This window comes from Roseomonas alba (assembly GCF_019430885.1).
GTDB lineage: Bacteria > Pseudomonadota > Alphaproteobacteria > Acetobacterales > Acetobacteraceae > Neoroseomonas > Neoroseomonas alba.
In genome coordinates this window covers 39,174-65,522 of sequence record NZ_JAHYBZ010000001.1, presented here as the reverse complement: position 1 = coordinate 65,522, position 26,349 = coordinate 39,174, and the positions used below count along the sequence as shown (strand labels likewise).

The following is a 26,349-nucleotide window of genomic DNA, read 5'->3' as shown; positions in this document are numbered from 1 at the left end:
TTGACCCATCCGGCCGGTTTCGACAGGATGCCCAAGAACGAAAGGGGAACTTCATCTCCCCTCCCCCTGACAGGCAGGAGCCGCGCCATGCCGGACGGTACCCCCCATCTGTCGCCCGATCTGGGCCATGCCCTGCCGCCGCTCGCCCGCAAGGGCCGCGGCGCCGGCCTCAACCCGCCCGTGCGCTTCGAACGCAGCGCGCGGGAAGCCTTCGACGATGGCTGGGGCACGCTGGAAGCCGCCTTCGCCGAACTTCCGCCCCTGCCGACCACGCTCACCAAGGACAGCGCACGATCGGCGCTCGCCTGGAACGAGAGCCCCGACATCGGCTTCGACCGCGCCGTGAACCCCTATCGCGGCTGCGAGCATGGCTGCGTTTATTGCTACGCCCGACCGTCCCACGCCTATCTCGGCCTCTCCCCCGGCCTCGATTTCGAGACGCGGCTGCTCTTCAAGCCCGAGGTAGCGGCGCTGCTGGAAAAGGAGCTGCGCAAGCCCGGCTATGAGCCGAAGCCCATCGCCCTCGGGTCCAACACCGACCCCTACCAGCCGGTCGAGCGCACGCTCAAGCTGACCCGGGCGGTGCTGGAAGTGCTCGATCGCTTCAACCATCCCGTCACCATCGTCACGAAATCGGCCGGCGTGCTGCGCGACCTCGACATCCTCACCGGCATGGCCCAGCGCAACCTGGCCCGCGTCTGCCTGTCCGTCACCACCCTTGATCCCAAGCTCGCCCGCATCATGGAACCGCGCGCCGCCTCCCCCGAACGGCGCCTGGCCGCGGTGCGGGAGCTCACTGCCGCCGGCGTGCCGACTGCGGTCCTCGCCGCCCCCATGATCCCGAGCGTCAACGACGCCGAGCTGGAATCCATCCTGGAACGCGCCGCCGCCGCCGGCGCGACCCATGCCGGCTATGTGCTGCTGCGCCTGCCGCTCGAGATCAAGCAGCTCTTCGAGGAATGGCTCGCCCGCCACATGCCCGACCGGGCGGCGCGGGTGCTGGCCTTGATCCGCCAGACGCGCGGCGGCGCGCTCTACGACAGCCGTTTCGGCGTGCGGCAGAAGGGCACCGGCGTCTATGCCGAGATGCTGGCGCAGCGTTTCGCGGTGGCGGCGCGGCGGCTCGGGCTGGAACGGCGCGGCGGCGGGGTGGGGGCGCTGGATTGCTCGCAGTTCCGGGTTCCGCCCGTGGCGGGCGCCGCGGCAGCGCCGGCGCAGTTGGCGCTGTTCTGAGGTGCTGGGGGACACGCGCCCCGCGGCGCGTACCCGCCTCCGGCGCCCTCACGCCGCCTTCAGGTGTTCCTTCAGCCGCGGCATCAGCTCGACCAGGTTGCAGGGCCGGTGCCGGCTGTCGAGCTGGAACTTCAGGATGTCGTCCCACGCATCCTTGCAGGCCCCGGTCGACCCCGGCAGCGCAAACAGATAGGTCCCGTCCGCCACCCCACCCAGCGCCCGCGACTGCATGGTCGAAGTCCCGATCTTCGCGTAGCTCAACATGCGGAACAGCTCGCCGAAGCCCTCGATCTCCTTCTCCAGCACGCGCTTGAAGGCCTCGGGCGTCACGTCGCGGCCGGTGATGCCGGTGCCCCCGGTGGTGATCACGCAGTCCACGGCCGGGTCCGCGATCCAGCGGCGCAGCAGCGCCTCGATCAGATCCGCCTCATCCTTAACGATCTCCCGTGCCACGCAGCGATGCCCGCCGGCCTCGATGCGCTCCTGCAAGGTCTGGCCGGACCGGTCGGTGGACAGGTCACGCGTGTCGCTCACGGTCAGCACGGCGATGTTCACCGGCAGGAAGGTCAGGCTTTCGTCGATCGGCATGGCGTCCTCCGCGCGTCGGCCCCAACCATGGGCATGGGGCGGGCCGGCTGCAACCTACCGGCCGGACAACTCCCGCTGGACGGCACGGATCTGGACCACGGCCGCGGCGACGCGGATCGCCAGCAGCGCCTCGCCCCGAGTGGCCGAGGCGCGGGACGGATCGCCGGTCGCCCCCAGCGCGGGCAGCGCATCGGGGCGCGGCGGCAGGCGCGACAGGTCGACGCCCGGCGGATGCACGGCCATCAGCTCGGCCGTGTCCTCGATGCCGGCATGGCTGCCGATGGCGGCATCGGTCTCGCCCTGCCCGCGCAGCCAGGCATCCTGGTCGGCGATGGCCGCATAGTAGCGATCCACGGCCAGCACCCGCACGCCCGCCCGCCGCCATTCCGCGGTCAACCGTGCCGCCAGCCGCTCCTGCGGCCGCTGGCTCGGACCGTTGTCGGCCAGGAAGCAGATCAGCCGAAAGCCGCTCAGCCGCAGGCTGCGGGCGATGCCGTCCAGCATGGCGGCGAAGGCATCCTCGGTGACCCCGATCGTGCCGGGAAAGCGCAGATGCCCCTCCGGCGGATCGAAACGCCCCTGCGGCGAGAAGGACAGCACGGGCACCACCAGCGCATCGCCCAGCTCGGCCGCGATCCGCCGCGCTGCCGCCCGCACGATGTGGTCATGCTTGCCAAGGATCATGTGCGGGCCGTTCTGCTCGATCCCCCCGCTCGGCACGATCACGGTGCGGCGGCCGGCGGCGACGGCGTCGCGCACCTCGCTCCAGGTCATGTCTGCGATGTCGAGGCTGTCCGGCACGCGCTGCGCCCGCCCAACCGCCGGATGCAGCGCCGCAACCAGTGCGGCGGCGAGCCCGCGCCGCCGGAAGCCCGTTCCCTCGGGCGCCGCAGTATGGGATTCTGCGCCTTCATGACCTGGCACGATTACGACCCGCTGACTGCTGCCTGGAACTGGCTTCGCTCGCTCGCCGGCGTGCTGACCGAGCCGGGTTCGCCCTTCTGGTGGCCGACGATCATCGCCGCCGCGCTGGCCTTCCTGGCCATCGGCTTCTTCACGCGCGCCTCGTTCCGGGAGATGCGGCGGACCGTCGTGCCGCTGCCCGGCCGGTCCTTCCTGCGCCAGACCTGCCAGGATGCGATCCTCTTCGTGGTGAATGCGGCGCTCCCCTTCCTGCTTGCGCCGGTCTTCTTCCTGCTGAGCGCGGTGGGTGCGACACTCGCGGTCGCGCTGCTCACCCCGGTCTTCGGCGCACCGGAATACGGCGCGCGGCTCAACCATCCACTGGCCATGGTGGCCGCGGCGCTGATCCCCTTCGCGACGACCGACCTGTCGCTCTACTGGACCCATCGCTTCTTCCATCGCCTTCCGCTGCTGTGGCGGGCGCACCGGCTGCATCACGAACCGCCGATGCTGACGCCGCTCACCGCCTTCCGCTTCTGGCCGCAGGAGCAGGTCGTGCACATCGCCGGCGGCGTCTTCATGAACGGGGTGGGGCTCGGGGTCGTCGCCTCGCTGTTCGGCGCCCGCGTCGATCCGGCGACGCTGCTCGGCGTGAACGCCTTTGCCCTGCTGTGGAACGTCGCCTTCTCGCATCTGCGCCACAGCCATATCGCCCTGCCCTTTCCGCGCTGGCTGTCCTACGTCCTGGTCAGTCCGCACATGCACCAAGCGCACCATTCGGCGGATGTGGTGCACCACGACAAGAATTATGCCACCGTCTTCGCACTGTGGGACTGGATGTTCGGCACGCTCTACCTGCCGAAGAAGGGGGAACGCTTCCGCTTCGGCGTGGACGACGCGGCACCGGCGACCGCCGAAGCCCCGCTTCCGCCGGCGGAACCCAAGCCGGCGCGCTGACCGCGGCATGGCCCCGCGCCGGCCGCACGTGAGAGCGCGCCGGGATCACCCGGCCAGCAGCGCGGCGAGATGCCCGCCGATCCCCGGCGCCCCGACGCCGACCGGATTACCCGAGGCCAGCCAGTCCCCGCTATCGAAGGCGTTGGTCCAGCAACCGGCCTCGCGCGCGATGGCGATGGCCGCCGCCGCGTCCCAGGCATTGATGTGCCGTTCCAGATAGCCGTCGATCCGCCCCGCCGCGCTTTCCACCAGGCCGAGCGCCCCCGACCCGCCGCTGCGCACCCCGGCGCCGAGGGTCGTGACGCCCTGCGCCATGCGATGGAATTCGGCGATGGGCAAGCGCAGCGACCAGCCGCATTCAATGATCGCGCGGCTGATGTCGGTGGTGGGCGCGGCGCGGATCGGCGCTCCATTCAGCGTCGCGCCGAAGCCCTCGGCCGCAGCGAAGATCTCGGCGGGCGCATGGCGCGCGATCGCGCCGGCCACGGCGCGGCCATCCACCACCAGGCCGATCGACACGCACCAGCGATCGCTGCCGCGCGCGAAATTCGAGGTCCCGTCGATCGGATCGAGCACCCAGAGCGGGCCGGCGCGGTCGGGCGCACCGCCCATCTCCTCGCCAAGGATGGCCTCGCCCGGGAAATCCTGTTCGAGGCGGGCGCGGATGAAGCGCTCGGTCGCGGTGTCGGCCTCGGTGACGAAGTTCTGCGCACCCTTGAGGCTGGGCACACCCTGCCCGGCGGCGCGCATGCGCGCGGCGAGGGCGGCGGCCTCCACGGCAATGGCGGCGGCCGCGTCGCGGCGGCGGGCTAGGTCGGTCATGCCAGGGTCCTTCGCGGTCGCGGCATGTGACCTGCCAGGCCCTGCCAAGGCAAGACGCCCCGGATGCGCAACGCACGTTGGAGAGGGACTTCGCCCCTCTCCAAACCTCTCTCCGGCAAAGGCCGAAAGGCCCGTGCAAACCTCGACCTGGCGTTATGCGGCCATGGCCCGCAGAAACCCCTCCAGCGCGCGCCGCGCACAAGAGCGGGTCTCGGCGCTCATTCCGAACACCACTGCCCATTGCCGCCAGATTGCGGTCCAGGGGCTCCAAGCCCCTGGCGGGGTGAGGTCCGGAGAGGGGCGGCGTCCCTCTCCGGCGCCACTTATCGCCGGGACTTCGCGCCTATGGCGCAAACGCGGTCAGGCCGCCGCCTGCGCCACCCGGCGCTCCTGCGCCCAAAGCCAGGTCACCGCGCCGAGCGCGGCAATCAGCAGCACCACCGCGAAGGCATTGAGCGCAAGCCAGCCCATGCGCTCCAGCAGGAAGCCGGCGAGGAAGGACGCCGTCGCCGTCGTGCCGAAGACCAGGAAGTCGTTCAGCGCCTGGACCTTGCCGCGTTCATTGGCGCGGTAGCAGGTGGTCACCAGCGTCGTCGCCCCGACGAAGAGGAAATTCCACCCCACCCCGTTCAGCGTCAGCGCGATGCGGAAATTCCACGCATCCACCCCCTGCACGCCGGCAGCCACCCCGATGGCCAGGATCAAGACGCCTACGAACATCACCGGCGTGGTGCCGAAGCGCGTGATCAGGTTGCCGGTGAAGAAGGCCGGCACGAACATCCCCATGACGTGCATGAAGATGACCCAGTGGGCCTCGGCATGCGGCAGGCCGCAGCCGACGATGGCGAGCGGCGAGGCGCTCATCAGGAAGGACATGACGCCGAAGGCAACCATGGCCGAGATCACCGCGGCGACGAAGCGGGGCTGCGCCGCGATCAGGCGGAGATGGCGCGGCGCCAGCGCCTCGGCCGCCGTGCCGCCAGTGCCGACCGGCACGGGCGGAAAGCGGATGAAGGAGACCACGGTGAAGACGATGGCGTGCAGCGCGAACATCGCCGCATAGGTGGCGAGGTAGATCGGCACCCAGGCGTCATGCGTCAGCCGCACCAGGGACGGCCCGAGTATCCCCGCCACCACGCCACCCGCCGTGACCCAGGAAATGGCCCGCGCCCGCCAGAGGCCGGGCACCATCTCGACCGCGGCGAAGCGATACTGGTGCAGGCTGGCCACCGCATAGCCGAGCAGGAATCCGCCCAGGCACATGATCCAGAAATTCGCGAGGTAGAGCCCGCTGCCGATCACGGCCGCCCCGGCCATGCCGAAGCCCGACCCGACCCGGAAGCCGAGCCGCCGCCCCTGCCGTTGCATCAGCAGCGCCGCGGGGAAGACCGAGGCCATGACGCCGAGATGCGTCAGCGTTGCCGGAAGGGTCGCGAGGTCGCGGTTCGGATAGAAGGTGACGATCGACAGCGCGGTCGCCGCCACCATCATGGTGTTGCTCGCCTGCCCCAGCGCCTGGCAGCAGGCGAGCAGGAAAAGATTGGCCTTGGTGCCGCGATCCAGAGGCTGGATCTGCTGAGGGGGCGAGGTCATGGAGAAATGTTTCGCTTTCCATAAGCGAATGCGAAACCCCCCCGGGCGGGGGGCTGGCATGCATCAGCCGTGGGTCAGTACCGCCGGCGTGAGTCCCCGATACCAACGGACCGGTCCGAGGCCGCGAATGCGGCCCACCGGGAGTCTGGCGAAAGCCAAGCACACCGGAGGTTCGCGCCCGGCGTCTGAGGGCTGGAAAAGCCGATGCCAGCCGCCCGGGAATTCGGCCGTCGGCATCAGTGGAAGACCCGGCCGGCATCGATGACGATGGTCTGGCCGGTCATGGTCCCGGTCCGGCACATGGTCACGACCATATCGGCGCAGTCATCCTTGTCCGCCGCCTTGCGCAACAACGATGTGGCGGCGGAACGCTCGACCTGTTCGGGCCGCAGGTTCGCGGTCGCACGGGTGCCTTCCAGCAGGCCGGGGGCGACGCAGTTCACCAGCACCTCGGGCGCCAGGGCGACGGCCATGCATTTCGTCAGATGAATCAGCCCGGCCTTGGACACGGCATAGGCGATGGACGACCCCGTCGGCCCCAGCCCCGCCACCGAGGCGATATTGACGATCCGCCCCCGCCCCTGCGCCTTCATCACCGGAGCGACCGCCTTGGTCAGGCGCATCGGGCCGGTGAGGTTCACGGCCATGATCTTCTCCCAGACTTCCTCGGTCAGGGCATCGAGGTCCGGGAAGGGGATCGACTTGTTGAAGGCGGCGTCGTTGACAAGGATGTCGAGCCGGCCGAAGCGCGCCGTCACATCCGCCACGAGGCGTGACACGGCCGCCGCTTCGGTGATATCGCAGCCAAAGGCAGCGGCCTGCACGCCATGGGTCGCGACCAGGTCCCGCGCGACGGCTTCGGCCTGGTCGCGGCTCGCCGCGTACATCACCGCGACATGCGCGCCCTGTGCCGCCAGCGCGTGACAGATGCGCTGGCCGAGCCCGCCATTGCCACCCGTGACCAGGGCGACGGCGTCCTTGAGATCCATGGTGTTCCTCCGCGTCGCGCGAAGGGTGCGCCGGGGCGTGCGGGGCGGCAAGGGCCGCCCCGGGCCGCTTCAGGGATAGGCCTCGGCGTAGGACTCGCGCAGCGCTTCCTCGAGCAGCCGCCAGGGCTGATAGGCCTTGAGGTCCTCACCGCGCTCCACGCCCGGCAGCAGCCGGTCGCAGGGTTCCGGCACGCCGAGGACCGTGGTGACGGGGATGCGCTCGGCATAGACCGGCAGGGCGTAATCCTCATCGTCATCGGCAAGGCCCTTGGCGCGGATCTTCGCCGAGGCCTGCTCGATCTCCATCACCACCACGGCCGTCGCCTTGATCTCCTGCGCGGTGCTCTGGCGCAGGCCGGCGGTGCGGTTGGGGAAGAAGCGATCGACCATCATGGTCAAAGCGCGCTTCTTCTCCTCGATATCCGTGACCAGCCGCGCATGGCCGAAGCACATGGCGGAGCGGTAGTCGGCCGAATGGTTGAAGCCGCAGCGCGCCATGACCAGGCTGTCGAGATGCGTGACCGTCAGGCAGGCCGGCTGGCCCTTGTCGAGGTTGCGCAGCATCCGGCTGGCGCTGGACCCGTGCCAGTACAGATGCGTCCCCTCCCGCCAGAACAGTGTCGGCGTGCAGTAGGGCTGGCCGTCGATGACGTAGGAGACGTGGCACAGCATCGCGGAATCAAGGATCCGGTGCACCGTCTCGTGGTCATAGGCGCCGCGGTCGTGGCGGCGCTTCACCCGGTTCACCGGGGTGATCGGGTAGCTGGGCGGGATGGCGGTGTCGGGCATGGCTGCACCCAAGTGTTTGACAGCGCCAAGAATGCACGGCGAAATTGGTCGGAACGAGGGCCAATCAGGACCGCCCGATGCCGACCAATCGCGAAAGCCGCGCCGCCGTGCTCGACCTGCCGCTGCGCATCGATGCCGGGGATGGCAGCCAATCCGTCCGCGTCCATGCCGGGCTGCGCGCGGCGATCCTGGATGGGCGACTGGCGGCCGGGCTGCGGCTACCGTCCAGCCGGGCCCTGGCCGACCAGCTCGGCGTGCGGCGCAATGCCGTGGTCGTGGCCTATGAGCTGCTGCTGAGCGACGGCCTGGCCGAGGCGCGGGTCGGCGACGGCACCTATGTCGCCGCCCGGGTGCCGCGCGGGCCGGCGGCACCGGACCCGGTGCCCCTGCCGCCGGTCCCGACGGATCGCGGCCCCTTCGCGGTCGGCTGCACCACGCCCGATCCCATCCTGCTGCGCCAGCTCGGCCGGGCGCTGCGCGACCGTGTGGTGCGGGCGGACCCGGCCGATCTCGGCTATGGCGACCCGCGCGGGCATGCGGCGCTGCGCCGCGCGATCGCGGAGCACCTCGCAGCGACCCGCGGCGTGGAGTGCGACCCCAGCCGCATCCTGATCACCAGCGGCACGCAGCAGGGGCTGCGGCTCTGCGCCGAGGTGCTGCTCGCCCCCGGCGATGCGGTCTGGCTGGAAGACCCCGGCTATCCGACGGCGCAGCGCACGCTGCGCGCGCTCGGCGCGCGGCTGGTGCCGGTGCCGGTGGACGCGTCCGGCATCGACGTCGCCGCGGGTCGCGCGCGGGAACCCGGCGCGCGCATGGCCTATGTCACGCCCTCCCACCAATTCCCCACCGGCGTGACGATGACCATGGCACGCCGGCTCGCCTTGCTCGACTGGGCGCGGGCCGAGGATGCCTGGGTCATCGAGGACGACTACGACAGCGAATTCCGCTTCGCTGGCGCGCCGCTGACGGCGCTGGCCGGCATCGATGGGACGGGGCGGGTGATCTATCTCGGCACCTTCTCCAAGACGCTGTTCCCCGGCCTGCGCGTGGGCTTCGTGGTGGTGCCGGCGTCGCTGGTCGAACGCGTCGTCGCGGCCCGCGCGGTGTCGGACCGCTTCCCTTCCCCGCTGATCGGCGGCGCGCTGGCCGAGGTCATGGACAGCGGCGATTTCGCCGCGCATCTGCGGCGCATGCGCACGCTGTATCGCAGCGCGCGCGACCAGGTCGCCGAGACCCTGAGGCGCACGTCAGGGGGCCGTCTGCGGGTGGACGTGCCGGATCACGGGCTGCATCTGCTCGCCACCCTGCCTGATGCCGCGCCCTCTGGCATCGCACGCGAGATCCAGGCAGAAGCGAGTGTCGAGGGCTGGCTGCTGTCGGAGACGCGGCTGACGCCGGAGGGCCCGGATGGCTTCGTCATCGGCTATTCGGGCCATCAGGCCGCGGCGCTGAAGCGGGCCGCGGAGCGCCTTGGTCGAGCCGTGAGGCGCCGCTGCTGACCTCAGGGCCTGCCCAATGCCAGGTGACGGTTTCCAAAGGCCTCGGGCCGATGGTTCCCCATTGACGGTGCATGGCAACGTCAATCGGATCCCGTGGCGGATGGGGTTCGGGGAGGGCGGAGTCCTCCCTGATCCGTCAGTCGAGCACCGGTTCATACCCCAGCCCAGGTGCCTCCGGCACGGCGATCATGCCGGCCATCGGTGCCAACGCCTTGCCATAGGGCGCGCGTTGCAGGTCGGCGAAGTAGATCTCGATCGGCGCCGCGTCTTCCGTTGCAGCCAGGAAGTGCAGCGTGGCGAGCAGCCCGGGCCCGAAATACGGGCAATGCGGCACCAGCCGCACGCCCATCTCGCGGGCGAGTTCCGCGATTTCCAGCAGCGCCGACATCCCCCCGATCTTGGTGATGGAGGGCTGCGCGACATCGACCGCGCGCGTCTCGAACATGCGGCAGAAATCCTCGACCGTGCCGTTGCATTCCCCGGCCGAGATCGGCACGGGCGAGGCGGCGCGGATGCGGGCGATGGCGGGAATGTCCTCGGGCGGCCAGATCGGTTCCTCGACCCAGCCGATGTTCAGCCCCGCCACGTCCTCGCAGAAGGTCACGGCATCGGCCTCGGTGTCCCAGGCGCAGTTGATGTCGAGCATCAGCGGGATATCCGCCGGCGCGGCCGCGCGCGCGGCGCGGATGCAGGCGAGGTTCACCTCATGCAGCTTGATGTGGCGATAGCCGCGGGACAGTGCCTCGGTGACGTTGCGCGCGACATCCTCGGGCGCGCCGTAGCGCAGCAGGGACGCATAGGCGGGCACCGCGGGACGCGCGGCGTCGCCGAGCAGCGCGTGCAGCGGCTTGCCTTCCGCCTTGGCCCTGATGTCCCACAGGGCGATGTCGATGGCCGAGATGCCGAAGGTGACCGGTCCGTTGCGCCCGAAATTGTGGAAGCGGCGGGCGAGCATCCGCGTGACGCCGGCGATGTCGCGCGCATCCTGGCCGATGCAGGCGGGGGCGATCAGGCGATCGACGGCATCCTTCGTGGTCTCGACCAGGGTGAAGCCGAATCCCTCGCCCCAACCATGGATGCCGGCATCCGTCTCGACGCGCACCAGCAGCGTGTCCATGGCCTTGAGGTGCAGATTGCCCCCGACACCGCCACTGCTGGCGCCGTAGGTGAACTCGGTGCGGTGGTGATGCGTGGTGACGCGGGTGATCTTCATGCTGCTTCCTCGCCGGCGCCGCCCGAGGCCGCGCCGGCGAGTGAGGGCACAATCCCCCCGCCTGGGCAAGCAGCGCCAGGTCAGGCCGAGATGGTCTGCAGCACCTCGAAGCCTTCGAACTGGGGCGGGCCGATGGTGGTTGGCTTGGCCTGGCCGGCGCCCGCATGCGCCTTGCGGAACTGGTCCGAGCGTGTCCAGGCTTCGAAGGCGTCCTTCGACGCCCACAAGGTGAAGGAAGAATAGAGGATGTGGTCCTCCCGCTCTGGTCCCTTCAGGAGGTGGAAGGTGACGAAGCCCGGCACGTCCTTGAGATGGCTGTCGCGGGTTTTCCAGCGCTCCTCGAAGGCTTCGGCTTCGGTGGGGATGACGCGGAATCGGTTGGTGGCGATGAACACGATGGGGTCCTCATTCGATGCAGGCATCCGGCTGCCGCAGCGCGCCGCAGGCCCACGATGACGGGGGCCGGCGCTCTCGAGGTGGCGGGCGAATTCTACCACGCCTGGTTCACCGGCACAGTCCTGCACGCCGTGGCGCGCCATGGCGAGGAGACGGCGGCGGAGCTGATGTTCCGCGTCTTCCGCCACCAGCAGCAAACGACCTTCCTGCCGGGGCTGAAGAAGCTGGGACTGGACGGGCTGCCGCCGGCGGTCGCGGCGGCGCGGTATCACTACCTCTCGAACTTCATCGGCGGTGTTGGTGTCGAATATGTCGAGGAGAGCCCGCGCAAGGCCTGGATCCGCTATCCGCCGCCGCGCTGGGTGTGGCCGGGGGCGACGATCTGCGGAATTCCGTCATCCGTGAACGCCGCGATGCTGCGCGGCTGGCATGCGAACAACGGCGTGATGCTGGGGCGGCTCGGCCTCGGCTTCGTCTGCACGGGGCAGACGGTGGATGGCGATCCGGGGCTCGAAGGCTACTACGTCGAGCATGATCGCGACCTGGCTGAGGATGAGCGGCTGCGCTTCGCGAAGCAGGAAGCCATGCCACGCTTCGATCCGGCCGCCGCGCCGGCGCTCCCGGCCGCCGACTGGCCGGCGGAACGCATCGCCAAGGCGAAGCGCGGCTATGCGATGGAATATGCGCGCACCGTCATGCAGGTGGCGATCGGATTGCTGGGCGAAAGCGAGGGCGGTGCGCTGCTGGGGCATGCCGCGCGGCTGGTGGGGATGCAGCACGTCCATGCGCTGGCCGCGGCGCTGGGCGTGACCAGCCTGCCGGATTTTCTCTGCGCGATGGCGCGGGCCGAGGGCGATGCCGAGGCGACCCTCTCCGCGCAACCGGACGGTAGCGTGGTGCTGCGGCGCCAAGCCCTGCCGCTGTTCCGCGGCATCGACACGACCCCCGCCATGCAGGCGGCGTGGGAGGAATTGATGCGCGGCGCGCTGCTCGCCTGGGACCGCTTCGCGCGGCTGGAACGCATCGGCCCGATGGCCTGGCGGATCAGCGCGGGCTGACGGGCGGGAAGTGCCGGACCATCGCGCGCAGTGAGGCGAGCAACGCAGGCAGGTCGCTCTGGTCGAGCGCGAAGGTGAAGCTGTGTGACTGCGTCAGGTGATCCGGCGTGATCGCCACGTGCATCGTAACCTGCCCGAGCGTGCCGGCCTGTAGCGTCACATCCAGGCCCGGCTCCAGGCAGTCGGGGTGCGCGCTGCCACGCAGATCGTGATGCAGCACCGCCACGGCCTCCGCGAAGGCGGCGAGTTCCACGCCGCGCAGCCAGGGCCCGTGCAGTTCCACCACCGCGCCGGGCGCTTCCACCCGCGCGATGGCCTCGATCCAGTCGCGATCCCAGGCATCGGCGCTGTCCGGCGCCGCGCGGCGCAGGCATTCGATGGTCAGCCCGGCGGTGCGCAGCGCCGCCTCGCCGGGCATGGCCGTGTCAGGCTTCGCCGTTGGCCGCGGCCAGGATGCGGAGCAGGCTCTCGTCGCGCCCCAGCGCCCAGAGCACCGCATTGATCGGCGGGCTGGTCAGGCTGCCGCACAGCGCCGCGCGCAACGGCTGTGCGATGTCCTTCAGCTTGACCTCTTTCACATCGGCATAGTCGCGCAGCCACTGTTCGAGATCCGCCTTCTCCCACGGCGCGGCGGAGAGGAATTCGGCGAGGTCGGCCAACCGCGTCCGCGCCTCCGGCGTCAGCGCGGCATGCGCCTTCTCGTCGATCGCGGGCAACCCCTCATGCACGACGAAGGCGGCGGCGCCGGCCAGTTCCTCCAGCGTGCGGGCGCGTTCCTTGAGGTCCGGCATCAGCAGGCCGACGCGCTCGGCGCCATCGGTGCCGAACAGCGTGCCGCGCTTCGCGAGGATCTCCAGCACCTCCCGCGTCAGCCGCGCATCGTCGGTCTGGCGCAGATAGACGCCGTTGAGATGCGTCAGCTTCGCATAGTCCATGCGCGACGCCGAACGCCCGACATCCTTGATGTCGAACAGTTCGATGGCGCGGTCGCGCGGCACGATCTCCTCGTCGCCATGGCCCCAGCCTAGGCGCAGCAGGTAGTTGCTCACCGCCTCGGGCAGATAGCCCTCGTCGCGGAAGTCGAGCACGCTCACCGCGCCGTGCCGCTTCGACAGCTTCGCGCCGTCGGCGCCGTGGATCAGCGGGATATGCGCGAAATGCGGCCGGCGCCATCCCATCGCGTCATAGACCATGCATTGGCGGAAGGTGTTGGTCAGGTGGTCGTCGCCGCGGATGACATGGGTGATGTCCATGTCGTGGTCATCCACCACCACCGCATGCAGATAGGTCGGCGTGCCGTCCGACCGCAGGATGATCATGTCGTCGAGCTCGGCATTGCCGACGCGGACCTCGCCCTGCACCAGGTCTGCCACCACGGTCTCGCCGTCGATCGGCGCCTTGATGCGGATGGCGAAGGGCTTGCCCTCCTGCTCCGGGCCGGGCTCGCGATCACGCCAACGGCGGTCGTAGCGGGGCGGGCGGCCCTCGGCCATCGCCTTCTCCCGCATCTCCTGCAGTTCCTGCGGCGTCGCCCAGCAGCGATACGCCTTGCCCATGGCAAGCAGCGCATGGGCGATCTCGGCATGGCGCGCCTCGCGCGCCGCCTGGAAGACCGGCGGCTCGTCCGGCGACAGGCCGAGCCAGGCGAGGCTTTCGAGGATCTGGTCCACCGCCGCCTGGGTCGAGCGTTCCTTGTCCGTGTCCTCGATGCGCAGCAGGTAGGTGCCGCCGTGGTGCCGGGCAAAGAGGTAGTTGAACAGCGCGGTGCGTGCCCCGCCGATATGGAGGTAGCCGGTGGGGGAGGGAGCGAAGCGGGTACGGACGGTCATATCACCTGAACTCGGTCGCGGAGGCGCCCCTCATACCAGCGGTGCCCGCCGATGGCACCCTCGGCATGGCAGGGGGTTGCAGGCTGGCCGGGCGCGGCGACCGCCCCCTCTGCGCGCAGGCACTCCTCGCCGCCAGCCTCCCTGGCTAGAATGAACGCAGGAGTTGTGGAACCCGGACCTGTCCAGCACCATCGCGCGATGTGTCCCCTGCGTGCCCTGGCTTGGCTGAACGCCCTCGCCGGCCGGGCAGGGCTGCTGCTGGCGGGGGAACGGGGGCGGCTCGCGCCCTGGCTCGCCGTCGCCATGGGCGCCGGCATCCTGGTCTATTTCGGATTGCGGCAGGAACCCTCCGGCTGGACCGCCGCGCTTGCCCCGGCGCTGATACTGGTCGCGGTGCTGGTCGCACCCCGAGCACCGCATGCCGGCTGGGCGATCGGGCTGCTCGGCGCGGGTGCGTTGGGCTTCGCCGCCGCGGCCTGGCATGCCGCGGCCGCCCCGCCGCTTGCCACGCCGCCGCGTGGGGCGGTGATGCTCAGTGGCATCGTCCAGGATGTCGACCTGCTGCCAGAAGGCCGGCGCCTGACCCTGTCCGAGGTCCGCTTCGCGCCGGACGACCCACCGCAGCCCCGCAGCTTCCGGGTCCGCCTGCGCGCCAATGATCCGGCGCAGACCGCGCCGGGGGATCGCGTGACGGTTCGCGCCCTGGTGCGGCCGCCCTCGGCGCCCGCTTATCCGGGCGCCTGGGACTTCCAGCGCGCGGCCTTCTTCGCCGGCCAGGGCGGGGCGGGTTTCGCCATCGGGCCGGCCGAGGTCATCACCACCGGCGGGCGCGCGCGGCCACTTTCCGGCCTGCGCAGCACGCTGGAAGCGCGCGTGACGGCGGTGGTGCCCGGCCCAGCCGGGGCAGTCGCCGCCGCGCTGCTGACCGGCGGGCAGAGTGCCATTCCCCGCCCCGACATCACCGCCATGCGCGATGCGGGACTCGCACATCTGCTCTCGGTCTCCGGCCTGCACATCGCCATCGTCATGGGCGTCAGCTTCTTCGTCGTGCGGCTGCTGATCGCCTGCTGGCGCTGGGTCGCGTTGCGGGTGGACGGCAAGGCCTGGGCGGGCATCGCCGCCCTTGTCGCCGGCGGATTCTACATGGTGCTGACGGGGTCGCAGGTGCCGATGCAACGGTCCTTCGCCACCGCCGTGCTGGTCACGATCGCACTGCTGACGGGGCGGCAGGCGATCTCCCTGCGCAGTCTGGCCCTGGCGGCGGCGGCGGTGATGCTGCTTTCACCCGAGGCGTTGCTCGGCCCGTCCTTCCAGATGTCCTTCGCCGCCGTGTTGGCGCTGATCGCGGGATGGGAGGCGCTGAAGGCCCCGATGGCCCGGCTGCGCGGCGATGGCGCCTGGTGGCGCAAGGGGCTGGTCTTCGGGGCGGGGCTGCTCGGAACTTCGGTGCTGGCGGGGCTGGCGACGGCGCCCTTCGGCCTCGCCCATTTCGGGCGTCTGCAATGGTACGGCGTGGCGGCGAATGCCGTAGCGGTGCCCCTGACCTCGATGCTGGTCATGCCGGCAGGGATGGTCGCCGCAGCCCTGATGCCCTTCGGCCTGGAAGGCCCGGCACTGGCGATCATGGGCTGGGGCTGCGAGGCGGTGCTGGCCGTGGCACGCGAGGTCGCCGCCTGGCCCGGCGCGGCGCAGGTGGCGCGGCCGATCCCGGCCTGGGGCCTGGTCGCCACGGGGTTCGGGATGGTGTGGGTCTGCCTGTGGCGGCTCCCTTGGCGCTGGTTCGGTGTACCGGTGCTGGCGCTCGGCCTGGCGAGCCCCGTCCTGCATCGCCCACCCGACCTGTTCGTCTCCGGGGATGCGCGGCTGATCGGCGTGGCGGCGGATGGCGGGTTCTGGCTGCAGCGGCAATCGGGGGCTTCGGCCCTGACGCGCGACAGCTGGCTGCGCACGCATGGCCTGACCGAGGCGCAGCCTCTCCCCGCGACGGGCACGGTCGCCGTGGGCTCGATCGCCTGCACGCCGGGCGCCTGCCGCCTGCATGACCGGCCCGAGGTCGTGCTGCTGCGGCGCGACCCGCCGGATGGCTATTGCGGCCGCGCCGCGCTGCTGGTCTCGGCCGAGCCGATCCGCGGGCGATGCGCTGGCAGCCAGGTCCTGGACCGCTTCTCCGTGTGGCGGAACGGGCCGCACGCCGCCTGGTTCGACAGCGACGGCGTGCGTGTCCTGTCCGACCGGGCCTGGCGGGGAACCCGCCCCTGGGTGCCGCCCCCGCCCGTGCCACGCAGCCGGGAGGAGGCGCCACCGGCAGCGGTAGAATAACCCCGCTTGGGCGCTCAGCCTTCCAGCCGCACGTTGGCCGCCTGCGCGACCTCCCGCCACTTCGCGATTTCCGTGCGAATGAAGGTGGCGCATTCCTCCGGCGTCTGCGGGTCGGCAACCGCGCCCATCTGGGTGAAGCGCTCGGCGATCGCCGGGTCCCGCAGCACCGCGACGACATCGGCGTTGATCTTGCGGACGATCTCCGCGGGCGTTCCAGCGGGGGCGACCAGCGCGCTCCAGCCTGCGGCCGAATACCCCGGCACCAGCGTCTCGGCGATGGTCGGCACTTCAGGAAGCTGCGGCACGCGCTGCGCGGAACACAGCGCGATCGGCTTCACCCGGCCCTCGCGGATATGCGGCAGGGAGGACGCCACGGAATCCGTCATCAGCTTCACATTGCCGGCGATGACATCGGCGATGGCCGGCCCGCTGCCGCGGTAGTGCACGATGTTGAAGCGGATATTCGCGCGCAGCATCAGCAGCTCGGCGGCCATGTGCTGGCTCGTCGCCGGCCCGGCGGAGGCCATGTTCAGCGCCCCCGGCTGCGCCCGCGCCGCCGCCGCGAGTTCCTGCATCGTGGTGTAGGGCACGGATGGATGCGCCACGACTAGCAGCGGCACCATCGCGACGTTGGAGATGCCGACGAAATCCTTCTCCGCATCATAGGGCAGGCGCGGCAGGACCGAGGGATTGATGCCGAGCGGCCCCGATGTCCCCGCGATCAGCGTGTAGCCATCGGCTGGGGACCGCGCCCCGGCTTCCATGGCGGGCGCGCCGGCGCCGCCGCCTCGGTTCTCCACCACCACGCGCTGCGGCCACCGCTTCGACAGCTCATCCGCGACCAGCCGCGTCAGGATGTCCGAGGCCTGGCCCGGCGGGAAGGGCACGATGATGCGCACGGGGCGGTTGGGCCAGTCGGACTGCGCCTGCGCGACGGCAGGCAGCATTGGCAGGCTGGCGGCCCCGAGCAGCGCCCGGCGGCGGATGATGGCGGACATGCGGTTTCCTCCCGAAGTGGCCGCATCCTATCCGCGGGGCAGCGCATCCTCCAAGCGGGCCTGGGCGCGGCGCGCGGCGTCGCGGCGGCGGGCGGCGGCGCGACGATCGCGCAGCGTGCCGATCACCTTCTCCGCGCTGCGGGCTTCCGCGAGGGCCGCGCGTTCCGCTTCCTCCGCGGCCTCGGCGCGTGCCGTGGCTTCCCGCTGCGCCTGGCGCAACGCCAGGCCATGGGCGAGGAAGGTGCCATAGGTGACCGGAGCCTCGCCGGGCTGTTCGGCAAGCAGCGTGGCCTCCGCCGCGGCGGCGGCCTGCTGCTGGCGAATCAGGGCGACGCGCGCCTCGGCAAGGCTGCGCTGGGCGGCCTCGACCTCGATGCGGCGGAGCTTTGCGAGCGTGGCGAGCGGATCGCGTGGCATAATGCCGGAACACTGCCACAACGATCCTTGCCGCCCGGTGAAGGCCCGTGGGAGATATCGCGCCAAGCACATCACCGAGGAAGCGACATGCCCCTGCCCTCCAACACGCTGCGCATCGCGGTCCTGCCCGGGGACGGCATCGGCACGGAGGTGACGGCGGCGACGATCGCGGTGCTGGAACCGCTCGCAAAGCGCCACGGCATCGGCCTGGCCTATGAGGAGCTGCGCGCCGGCGCCTTCTGCTATCGCGACACCGGCACGGCGATGAGCGAGGAGACCTTCGAGAGCGCCGCGAAAGCCGACGCGATCCTGCTCGGCGCCATGGGTTGGCCCGAGATCCGTACGGAGGACGGGACGGAGATCGCGCCGCAGCTCGACCTGCGCTTCCGGCTCAACCTCTATGCCGGCGTGCGGCCGTTCCGTGCGCTGCCGGGGGTACCGGTGGCTCTCGCCGATCCGCGCGCGCGGGACATCGACCTGGTCATCGTGCGGGAGAGCACCGAGGGCCTGTTCTTCTCCCGCGACCGCGGCACGGTCACTCATGACATGGCGGAGGAGACGCTGCGCATCACGCGGGGTGTGACGGAGAAGCTGGCGCGCTTCTCCTTCGGCCTCGCGCAGCAGCGCGCGGCACGGCGCGGGCGCCAAGGCACGGTGACGCTGGTGGACAAGGCGAATGTCTTCCGCGCCTTCGCCTTCATGCGCGGCATCTTCGCGGAGGTCGCGGCGAGCTATCCCGATGTCGCGCATGGCGCGCACTACGTCGATGCGATGGCGCTCGACCTGGTGCGCAAGCCGTGGGCCTTCGACGTGCTGCCGACGGAGAACATGTTCGGCGATATCCTCTCCGACCTCGGCGCCGGTCTGATCGGCGGCATGGGCTTCGCGCCGAGTGCCGATATCGGCGACACCCATGCCGTGTTCCAGCCGGCGCACGGCACGGCGCCTGACATCGCCGGCACGGGCATCGCCAATCCGACCGCGACGATCCTGTCAGCCGCGATGATGCTCGACTGGCTGGCGGGCAAAGGTGCGGGGCAGGCCTATGCCGATGCGGCGGCCGAGCTGGATGCAGCGGTCGACGCCGCTTTCGCAAGCGGCCTGCGTACGGCCGATATCGGCGGCCAGGACGGCACCGCAGCCGCGGCCAAGGCCGTCGCGGCGCGGATCGGATCCGCGCCGGATTGAGCCACGTGCATTCCGGCGCTCTATCCGCCCGAACGTAGATAAGGTCCTTCGAAGGTGGCGTTGAGCCCGCAGGGGCTCGACCCCGCCCTTTGCGTCAGCTGCACTCCACCTCGGTCGGCGCTGACGACGATCTCGATGTCGTCGCTCCGGCCAATGAGCCGTCCGGACACCTCATGCGCCTCCACCGTCAGCTCGCAGGTGCTGACATTGCCACTGTCCATGGCGGTCTGGATCGTGATGCGCCACCGACCCTGGACGATCGCGGCGATCTGCATCTCGCCTGTGAATCCGGCCCGCGCATAACGCCAGCGTCCCGTCCAGCCGTCAGGGGCCGTCGCGCCCGAGAGTTCCGCGATACGGCCCCGATAGAGCCCGGCGAGACATTCGGTGTTCACAGCGCGATCGGCGCGACAGGCCGCATCGCGGGACCGGATCCAGGCGCGCTGCTCATCGGTCAGCACCTGCCTCTGCTGTCCCTGCGTCGATGCGCGCTTCTGCGCATAGATCTGGCTGAGCTGCCGATCGAGCTGCGCGAGCTCGGGCGCCGCGCAGATCGCCCTCTCGATCGCACTGGCGGCCCGGGCGCAATCGAAGCTCGCCTGGGCCCGCGCATGCTCGGACACGACGCAGAGCGCCAGCACGCCCAGCAACACCATACGCATCCCGGCAACTCTCCTGGTCATGGGCGCAACAGAACGGTTCACCCGGCGCGCATAACCAGGGACCAGCCCGGCGGCAACGGCCCGACGGCCGCTCCGTCGCGGCGCGGTTCAGGGAGCCCCCGGCCCCGCCGCCAGCCACACTGCATCGGCGGCGAGCTCGGGCCACCCGATCGGCCGCATCGCCGCCGGAGCCTGCGGCGTACCCGCATCCCATCGCCCGGCGGTGATGCGCTGCCCCGTCACGCCATCCGCCGCATCCGACAGCAGCCAGGCGAGCGGCGGCCCCATGATCGCCGGCCGCAGCATCCGCTCGCGCGGCCAGGACGCACCCGCGCCGATGAAGGCCGTATCGGTCGGCCCACCCGGGATCAGCACATTCACCGTGACGCCGCAGCCGGCCAATTCCTCCGCCCAGACGGCAGACGCCGATTCCAGCGCCGATTTCGTCGCCCCATAGGGCAGCACGCGCAGCATGGTGCGGAAGGAGGTGGTGTTGTTCACCACCCTCCCCCAGCGCGCGGCCTTCATCATCGGCAGTGCGGCGCGCGTCAGCAGCATCGGCGCACGGACATTGATCGCGAAGAAGCGATCCCAGGTGGCGGCGTCGAGCTCTTCGATGGTGGGCAGCCGCGTCTCCGCATCCGGTCGCAGGGAGGACGGACCGATGCCAGCATTGTTCACCACCGCATCGATGCGCCCGAACCGCGCGATCGTATCGTCGATGGCTGTCGCGCAACCGGCCTCGGTCGCGAGATCGGCGAGGATCGGATGCAGCGCCGCGCCGGGATGTGCGGCGGCCAGCGCCTCCAGCGCCGCCGTATCACGATCGAGTGCGGCCACCGAATGTCCGGCGGCAAGCGCCGCCGCGACCATGGCTCTGCCGATGCCACCGGCCGCCCCGGTGATGAGCACAATGCGCGCCATGCCGTTCGTTCCTGTCGTTTCCCGCGACGGAGCCTGCCGCCGAACCGGTCCCCTGGCCAGGGCTGACCGCGCCGCCGCAGCGGTCTATCGTCCCGTCCCGGAGAGGGAACGGGCATGCGCGTGACGATCGCGGGCAAGACTGCGACGAAATCGAACATCACGCCGGCCCGGCGCGAACGCCGCGCATGGATGCGCTCTCCCCACCCCACGCCATCCTGGAGAACCGCATGAGCCAGCATTACCTTCCCGTCCGTGACGCCTGGCTGGCCGCGCGGCAGGAGGAGATCCTCGATCCCGGCCAGCGCATCGTCGATCCGCATCATCATCTGTGGGAACGGCCGGGCTGGCGCTATCGGCTCGATGACATCCTCGCCGATATCCGCACCGGCCATGACGTGCGCGCGACGGTGCTGGTGCAGGCCCGCGCCTTCCATCGCGCCGACGGCCCGGAGGAACTGCGCCCGGTCGGCGAGACGCAATACGCCGCTGGCGTCGCGGCGATGTGCGAGAGCGGCATCTACGGCGATGTCCGCGTCTGCGCCGGCATCGTCGGCTTCGCGGATCTGCGGCGCGGCGCCGATGCGGGCGCGGTGCTGGACGCGCATATCGCCGCCGGCAATGGCCGCTTCCGTGGAATCCGCCACATCGCGACCTGGGACCCTGATCCCGAGATGCTGAACCCGGCCTATACGCCGGCCGAGGACATGCTCGACAGCGCGGAATTCCGGGCCGGCATCGCCGAACTCGCCAAGCGCGGCCTGTCCTTCGATGCCTGGATGTATTTCCATCAGATCCCGAAGCTCACCGCCCTCGCGCGCGCCTTTCCCACCGTGCCGATGGTGCTGAACCATTGCGGCGGCGTGCTCGGCATCGGGCCCTATGCCGGCAAGCGTGACAGCGAGGTCTTCGAGGCCTGGTCGATGCATATGCGCGACCTCGCCACCTGCCCGAATGTGATGGTGAAAGTCGGCGGCCTCGGCATGCGCCTGCCGGGCTTCGGCTTCGAGGATGGCGAGATCGCGCCCTCCTCCCAGACCCTCGCCGACGCCTGGAAGCCCTGGACCGATGCCTGCATCGCCGCCTTCGGCACGGCCCGCTGCATGTTCGAGAGCAACTTCCCCGTCGACAAGGGCAGCTACGGCTACGCCGCGGGCTGGAACGCCTTCAAGCGCCTGGCCGCGGAGGCCAGTCCGGAGGAGAAGGCCGACCTGTTCTGGCGCAGCGCGACGCGATTCTATCGCCTGCCGTGACAGCGGTCTGTCACCGTCACGTCACCGTCCTGTCATCCGTCCATCGCCGCCTGCATGCCATGCGGGCGGCGCATCTTCAGGGGATCAGGACCATGTCGCATACCACCATCGCCGGGACCGCGTCGTGACCCGCATCATCATGGTCGCGCTGGACGGCATGCGTCCGGACATGATCGATGCGGCAACGACGCCGCACCTCGCCGCCCTCACCGCGGAGGGCACGCGCTTCGCCAATGCGCGCAGCGTGTTTCCCTCCGAGACGCGCGTCGCCACGCCCTCGCTCATCACCGGCTGCCGGCCCGGCGGGCATGGGATGGTGGCGAATACCCTGTTCGATGCGTCGGTCGCGTCCGATCGCCTGCTGCGCACCAAGTTGGTCAGCGACGTGATGACGCTCGCCAACGGCGCGGAATCGCCCTTGCAGCGGCCGAGCCTCGCCGAACGGCTGGCCCCCGCCGGACTCAGCTTCGCACTGGTCAGCGCAGGCACGCAGGGTGCGGCGCAGTTGCTGCATCCGGCGGCGGAGCGCCTCGGCTCCTTCCGCTGGAATGTCGAGGACACCGATGGCGCCACCGCCGCCGAGGTGCGCGACGCCCTTGGCGCCACGCCGCCGCACGAGACGCCCAACATCCCGCGCGTGGACTTCGCCGGGCGCGTGCTGCTCGACCACGTGCTGCCGAAGCACCGGCCGGATGTCGCGCTGCTGTGGCTGTCGGAACCCGACATCTCCTTCCACTGGGGCGGTCTGCGCGCGCCGCACACGTTGCAGGCGTTGGCGGCCGCCGATGCGGTGCTCGGGCGCATCCGGGCCTGGCGTGACACGCAGCCCGATGCCTCCGAGATCGGCATCGTCGTATTGTCCGACCATGGCCATGTCACCGGCCGCGGCAAGCGCTGCCTGCGCAGCGAGCTGATCCGCGCCGGCTTCCGCGCCGGCACCGGCATGGCCCCGGATGTGGACGTGGTCGTCGCCCCCGCCGCGGCGCCGGGGATGTGGCTGCGCGACCGCGCCCTCGCCCCGCAGATCGCCGAGTTCCTCGCCGGCCAGGATTGGGCGGGGCCGTTGCTCGCGCGCGATCCGTCGATCCTGCCGGAAGGGCGGGCGATGCCGCTGTCGGTGCTCGGCAGCGGCCACGCCCGCAGCGCCGATCTGGTCGCGACCTTCGCCGGGTCCGAGGCACCGGACGAATGGGGCCTGCCCGGCCACGCCCCCTTCGACGCGCCCGACGTGCCGGAAGGCGGCGGCATGCATGGCGGGCTGCATCGCTCGGAACTCGCGACCGTGCTGGTGATGCAGGGCGGGCCGTTCCGCCGCGCGGCGGTGGCGCAGGAAGCCGCCGACCTGACGGATATCGTGCCGACCGTGCTGCATCTGCTGGGCCAGCCGGTGGATGGCATGGAGGGGCGGCCACTGCTCGGCGCGGTGGACCGCGCCGCGGACGCGGCGCCGGCGCGGGAAGTTCTGCACCTGCCGGGCGGCTTCGTGCTCGAGGCGATGCGCGGGCCGACGGGGCGATTCTATCCGACCGGGCTTCGGCGGGCAGGCTAGCGCGCAGCGAGAGACCAGAGAGGGGCTTTGCCCCTCTCCGGACCTGGTCGGCAGTGCCGCCACGCCCCCCCAAGGCCGAAAGGCCTTTGGAACCCTCAACTTGGCACTGGGCGCCGCTGACCGGCTCAACGCCTAGAGCCGCCTTCGCGCACCAGGCGCATTTGGCGGGCACAGACCGCCTGTCGTGCCCAACATGCCCAGCATCCTGGGGCAACCCATTGGCGGGGCGGTTCCGACAGGCGGCGCCCCTGCGATTGCCGCCGCCTCGAATCTATCCGGGCCATCGGGAAGTCCCTTCAACCCTTGGGGCCCGGACATGAGCATGGCCGCTCTCCGGCCGCCTCTCACCGCGCCGCGGTCCGCCACCCTCCTGGCACATCCTCGGTCCCGCTGAAGCGCGGGAAGGCCCCGCGTACCAGTGCCTCCAGGCTCGGTGCAGCGAGGCCCAGCCGGGAGGCATAGATCCACGAATAGGCCAGCACGCGCTGCACGTAGTGCCGCGTCTCCTCGAAGGGGATGGCCTCGATGAACAGGAAGGGGTCGTCGCGATGCCCCGCCGTCGGCAGCCAGCGCGCCAGGTTGCCCGGCCCCGCATTATAGGCGGCGAGCAGCCGGATCAGGTCGCCCTGCACCGACTCCTGCCCGGCGAGCTGCAACAGGTAGCGCTGCCCGATCTCCAGCGAGAGCCCCGGATCATGCAGCCGCGCCGCGCCTTCCGCGCGGAAGCTCGGATCGCCGGCGACATAGGCGGCGGTGGCGGGCATCACCTGCAACAGGCCGCGCGCGCCGGCACGCGACACAGCGCCCGGATCGAAGTTCGATTCCTGCCGCGCCAGGCCGTAGAGCAGCGCCGGATCGACGCGGAAGCCCTCGGCGGGTTGGAGCCGCGGCAGCGGGAAGCGCTGCAGGTCGCGCGGCCGCCCATCCGCCCCCTGCGCCAGGCCGGCGAGTTGCGCACCGAGATTGGTCATGCCCGCGCGGGACGCCACGGCCAGCATCGCGCCCGCCAGCGCCGCATTGCCGCGCGCGGCGGGCCACAGGGCGCGCAATTCGGCCTCGGCGCGCGCGGTCTGGCCGACCTGCAACAGGGCGAGCGCCCGCCAGCCACCGGCCGATTCCGCGAGCGCGGCCGCCCCGGCCTCGTTCGCCGTGCCATGCCAGGCGAAGCCCGGGGCCAGCCCCAGCGCTCGCCGCGCCAGCAGCCCGTGGAAGGTCCGCGGTTCCTGCGCCGCCTGGAGCATCCAGGGGACGTATTGGGTGGGCCGCCTTGCGCGTACCGCCGCCCGTGCCGTCCAGAAGGCCGCCGAGGCCCGCGCCGCCGCCGAGGCACCCTCGGCCCGCGCGGCCGCCTCGAAATAGGGCAGCGCCACGTCGTAGCGTCCAAGGCCCCAGGCGGCGAGCCCGGCGGCGAAGGCGGCTCGGCCGGTCTTCTCGCGCCCGCCGCGGGCGGCCTCGCTCGCCAGGCGGAAGGCCGCCGCGTCCTCGCCCCGACGGAACAGCGCCTGGGCGATATCGGCGCGCAGCGCGGCGGCATAAGGCGCCGTCATGCCACGGGTACGGCGGATCTGGTTCAGCGCGCCCTGGGTGTCGCCGGCGGCGGCGCGCTCCCGCACATCGCGGTCGAGGGCCGGATTGCGGACGAAACCGCGGGCCGGCGGCTCGCTCTCCTCGGGCACCGCCTCGCCATCCTCGGGCAGGGCGCCTTCCTCGGGGGCGGGCGGCAACGCTGCGCCCTGTGGCGACAGGGCGACCAGCAGCGCATGCAGGCGCGGCGCATCGGGCTGATCGCCATAGCGGGCAAGCCAGGCGCGCAGCTCCTCGGCCTGCGGCGCCACCGCGCGGGGGCCGAGCCAGCGATCGGCGAGGATCGGGCCATCGAGGCGACGGTCGCGCAACGCCTCCTGGTCGCGTTTCGCCGCCTCGTATTCGCCTGCGGCCTGGAGGCGGAAGATGCGCGTGATGCGCGCCGCATCGGGGGCGGCGAGGGGTCGGGGCAGTCCGACCGCGCCGCCGCCAGGCTGCGCCGGGACGGGGGCGGCCGAGGCGGTCTGGTCGGCCCGTTGCGCCTGGACCGGAAGGGGGGTTCCGAACCAGAGCGGCAGGCCGAACGCGGCCAGAAGAGCCGCCGGCCTGCACCGGGCCATGGGGCAGATCGCGCACATGGCGAGTCGCGACTAACGGCCGCTCAGCCGCTGGCGCAATATCCATGATCGAGACGAATCCCGCTTTTCAGGATCACCCTTCACGATACCAGGACCTTGCGGCGGGTTCTCCACGCGCGGTCTACGCTCCATCCGCGTCGATGCTGCGTCGCAGCATGAGCAGATCGGCCCAGGCATCGCGCTTGGCCGCCGGGGTCCGCAGCAGATAGGCCGGATGCAGGGTGGCGAGCGCGGGCACGATGCCGAGCCCCTCCACGGATATCGGATGCCACTTGCCGCGCAGCCGGGTGATGCCGTCCTTGGCCCGCAGCAGCGCCTTGGCCGAGGTGCCGCCCAACAGCACCACGCGCCGCGGCTTCACCAGCGCGATGTGGCGCAGCACGAAGGGCAGGAAGAGCGCGATCTCGGCATCCGTCGGCGTGCGGTTGCCGGGCGGGCGCCAGGGCAGGATGTTGGTGATGCAGAAGCCGCCCTCATCGCGCCGCAGGCCGATCGAGGCCAGCATCCGGTCCAGCAACTGCCCCGAAGGCCCGACGAAGGGCCGCCCGAGCCGGTCCTCCTCCCCGCCCGGCGCCTCCCCGATGAACATGAGGCGGGAGGCGGGGTCGCCGTCGGAGAACACCAGGTTGGTCGCGGTCTCGCGCAGGGAGGACCCGTCGAAGGCGCGGATCGCCTCGCGCAACTCGTCGAGAGTGGTCGCGGCAGCGGCGGCCTCGGCGGCGCGGCCGGCGGCCGGCGGGGCCACTGCGACCACGGTGGCGGAGGCTGCCAGCGGGCGCGGCGCCGGCGGCTCCCCGGCCGCCGGGATGACGGGCATGGGCCGTGCAGGGGCGCTGCGGTCGGGCGGCGCATCCTCCAGCGCCTCCTCCGCCCCCCAATCCAGTTGCAGCGCCAGCGCCGCGAGCAGACCCGCCCGATCAAGCTCCATGGATGCGATATCGGCCCGGCGCGGGGTTCCGTGCAACCCGGGGTGCCGCTAAAGGAGCCGAGTCAAGCGAGGAGAATGCGGGG

At 71.2% G+C, this 26,349-nt stretch carries 24 protein-coding genes; 8 read left to right on the top strand and 16 right to left on the bottom strand.

The annotated features are described in order from the left end of the window. Window positions 1-87 precede the first annotated feature (87 nt). A complete protein-coding gene (locus KPL78_RS00315) occupies window positions 88-1,233 on the top strand; it encodes a PA0069 family radical SAM protein (protein WP_219760653.1) in 1,146 nt (381 codons plus the stop codon). A 48-nt stretch (window positions 1,234-1,281) separates the two neighbouring features. On the opposite strand, the gene moaB is transcribed toward KPL78_RS00315, so the two are convergent. Together moaB and KPL78_RS00305 are read right to left on the bottom strand one after the other, a co-directional pair. After that, window positions 1,282-1,821, bottom strand: coding sequence for a molybdenum cofactor biosynthesis protein B (gene moaB, locus KPL78_RS00310; RefSeq protein WP_219760652.1), 540 nt, complete (start codon window positions 1,819-1,821; stop codon window positions 1,282-1,284). A gap of 54 nt (window positions 1,822-1,875) precedes the next feature. Next, window positions 1,876-2,745 (bottom strand): creatininase family protein, encoded by an 870-nt coding sequence (locus tag KPL78_RS00305; protein ID WP_219760651.1) that lies wholly within the window; start codon window positions 2,743-2,745, stop codon window positions 1,876-1,878. Between KPL78_RS00305 and KPL78_RS00300 the strand changes: the two genes are divergently transcribed. Then, entirely contained in the window at window positions 2,734-3,681 is a 948-nt protein-coding gene (locus KPL78_RS00300) for a sterol desaturase family protein (protein ID WP_219760650.1), read from the top strand. The genes KPL78_RS00305 and KPL78_RS00300 overlap by 12 nt on opposite strands. 45 nt (window positions 3,682-3,726) lie before the next feature. Here the strand turns inward: KPL78_RS00300 and KPL78_RS00295 are convergent, their stop codons facing one another. The 4 genes from KPL78_RS00295 to KPL78_RS00280 form a co-directional block, all read right to left on the bottom strand. Then, entirely contained in the window at window positions 3,727-4,503 is a 777-nt protein-coding gene (locus tag KPL78_RS00295) for an inositol monophosphatase family protein (RefSeq protein WP_219760649.1), read from the bottom strand. Between the two features lie 360 nt (window positions 4,504-4,863). After that, window positions 4,864-6,096, bottom strand: a complete 1,233-nt coding sequence (locus tag KPL78_RS00290; protein ID WP_219760648.1) for an MFS transporter — start codon at window positions 6,094-6,096, stop codon at window positions 4,864-4,866. Between the two features lie 236 nt (window positions 6,097-6,332). After that, entirely contained in the window at window positions 6,333-7,085 is a 753-nt protein-coding gene (locus KPL78_RS00285; RefSeq protein WP_219760647.1) for an SDR family NAD(P)-dependent oxidoreductase, read from the bottom strand. A 69-nt stretch (window positions 7,086-7,154) separates the two neighbouring features. Continuing rightward, window positions 7,155-7,874: a pyridoxamine 5'-phosphate oxidase family protein gene (locus KPL78_RS00280; protein WP_219760646.1), complete on the bottom strand. Its 720-nt coding sequence runs from the start codon at window positions 7,872-7,874 to the stop codon at window positions 7,155-7,157. Between the two features lie 77 nt (window positions 7,875-7,951). Here KPL78_RS00280 and pdxR point away from each other — a divergent pair, with 77 nt between their 5' ends. Next, complete coding sequence (gene pdxR / locus KPL78_RS00275; protein WP_219760645.1) at window positions 7,952-9,373, top strand: MocR-like pyridoxine biosynthesis transcription factor PdxR; 1,422 nt, start codon at window positions 7,952-7,954, stop codon at window positions 9,371-9,373. A 136-nt stretch (window positions 9,374-9,509) separates the two neighbouring features. On the opposite strand, the gene KPL78_RS00270 is transcribed toward pdxR, so the two are convergent. After that, window positions 9,510-10,586, bottom strand: coding sequence for a mandelate racemase/muconate lactonizing enzyme family protein (locus KPL78_RS00270; protein WP_219760644.1), 1,077 nt, complete (start codon window positions 10,584-10,586; stop codon window positions 9,510-9,512). Between the two features lie 80 nt (window positions 10,587-10,666). Beyond that, on the bottom strand, window positions 10,667-10,981 hold the full coding sequence (gene hmuQ, locus KPL78_RS00265) for a heme-degrading protein HmuQ (RefSeq protein ID WP_219760643.1): 315 nt from the start codon (window positions 10,979-10,981) through the stop codon (window positions 10,667-10,669). A gap of 57 nt (window positions 10,982-11,038) precedes the next feature. Between hmuQ and KPL78_RS00260 the strand changes: the two genes are divergently transcribed. Continuing rightward, entirely contained in the window at window positions 11,039-12,040 is a 1,002-nt protein-coding gene (locus KPL78_RS00260; protein WP_219760642.1) for a hypothetical protein, read from the top strand. Here the strand turns inward: KPL78_RS00260 and KPL78_RS00255 are convergent. After that, window positions 12,027-12,458: a WapI family immunity protein gene (locus KPL78_RS00255; RefSeq protein WP_219760641.1), complete on the bottom strand. Its 432-nt coding sequence runs from the start codon at window positions 12,456-12,458 to the stop codon at window positions 12,027-12,029. The two genes, KPL78_RS00260 and KPL78_RS00255, sit on opposite strands and share 14 nt — an antisense overlap. Window positions 12,459-12,465: 7 nt before the next feature. After that, a complete protein-coding gene (gltX, locus tag KPL78_RS00250; RefSeq protein WP_219760640.1) occupies window positions 12,466-13,869 on the bottom strand; it encodes a glutamate--tRNA ligase in 1,404 nt (467 codons plus the stop codon). Window positions 13,870-14,067: 198 nt separating this feature from the next. On the opposite strand from gltX, the gene KPL78_RS00245 reads away from it, so the two are divergent. Further along, complete coding sequence (locus tag KPL78_RS00245) at window positions 14,068-16,188, top strand: ComEC/Rec2 family competence protein (protein ID WP_219760639.1); 2,121 nt, start codon at window positions 14,068-14,070, stop codon at window positions 16,186-16,188. 14 nt (window positions 16,189-16,202) lie between these two features. On the opposite strand, the gene KPL78_RS00240 is transcribed toward KPL78_RS00245, so the two are convergent. Next, window positions 16,203-17,186, bottom strand: a complete 984-nt coding sequence (locus tag KPL78_RS00240; RefSeq protein WP_219760638.1) for a Bug family tripartite tricarboxylate transporter substrate binding protein — start codon at window positions 17,184-17,186, stop codon at window positions 16,203-16,205. 27 nt (window positions 17,187-17,213) lie between these two features. Next, window positions 17,214-17,603 (bottom strand): hypothetical protein, encoded by a 390-nt coding sequence (locus KPL78_RS00235; RefSeq protein WP_219760637.1) that lies wholly within the window; start codon window positions 17,601-17,603, stop codon window positions 17,214-17,216. Between the two features lie 87 nt (window positions 17,604-17,690). Between KPL78_RS00235 and KPL78_RS00230 the strand changes: the two genes are divergently transcribed. Further along, complete coding sequence (locus tag KPL78_RS00230) at window positions 17,691-18,791, top strand: isocitrate/isopropylmalate dehydrogenase family protein (protein ID WP_219760636.1); 1,101 nt, start codon at window positions 17,691-17,693, stop codon at window positions 18,789-18,791. A 20-nt stretch (window positions 18,792-18,811) separates the two neighbouring features. On the opposite strand, the gene KPL78_RS00225 is transcribed toward KPL78_RS00230, so the two are convergent. After that, the gene (locus KPL78_RS00225) at window positions 18,812-19,453 is read right to left on the bottom strand and encodes a lysozyme inhibitor LprI family protein (protein WP_219760635.1); all 642 of its coding nucleotides are present in this window, start codon (window positions 19,451-19,453) and stop codon (window positions 18,812-18,814) included. A 108-nt stretch (window positions 19,454-19,561) separates the two neighbouring features. Continuing rightward, a complete protein-coding gene (locus tag KPL78_RS00220) occupies window positions 19,562-20,377 on the bottom strand; it encodes an SDR family oxidoreductase (protein WP_219760634.1) in 816 nt (271 codons plus the stop codon). A gap of 227 nt (window positions 20,378-20,604) precedes the next feature. On the opposite strand from KPL78_RS00220, the gene KPL78_RS00215 reads away from it, so the two are divergent. Both KPL78_RS00215 and KPL78_RS00210 read left to right on the top strand, forming a co-directional pair. Then, window positions 20,605-21,627 carry an amidohydrolase family protein gene (locus KPL78_RS00215; protein WP_219760633.1) on the top strand — a complete coding sequence of 341 codons (1,023 nt, stop codon included), beginning with the start codon at window positions 20,605-20,607 and terminating at the stop codon, window positions 21,625-21,627. A gap of 124 nt (window positions 21,628-21,751) precedes the next feature. Then, window positions 21,752-23,176 carry an alkaline phosphatase family protein gene (locus KPL78_RS00210; protein WP_219760632.1) on the top strand — a complete coding sequence of 475 codons (1,425 nt, stop codon included), beginning with the start codon at window positions 21,752-21,754 and terminating at the stop codon, window positions 23,174-23,176. 344 nt (window positions 23,177-23,520) lie between these two features. Here KPL78_RS00210 and KPL78_RS00205 read toward each other — a convergent pair whose 3' ends face one another. Together KPL78_RS00205 and KPL78_RS00200 are read right to left on the bottom strand one after the other, a co-directional pair. Then, window positions 23,521-25,320: a lytic transglycosylase domain-containing protein gene (locus tag KPL78_RS00205; RefSeq protein WP_255568478.1), complete on the bottom strand. Its 1,800-nt coding sequence runs from the start codon at window positions 25,318-25,320 to the stop codon at window positions 23,521-23,523. Window positions 25,321-25,459: 139 nt separating this feature from the next. Next, entirely contained in the window at window positions 25,460-26,266 is an 807-nt protein-coding gene (locus tag KPL78_RS00200) for a uracil-DNA glycosylase (protein WP_219760630.1), read from the bottom strand. Between the last annotated feature and the right edge of the window lie 83 nt (window positions 26,267-26,349).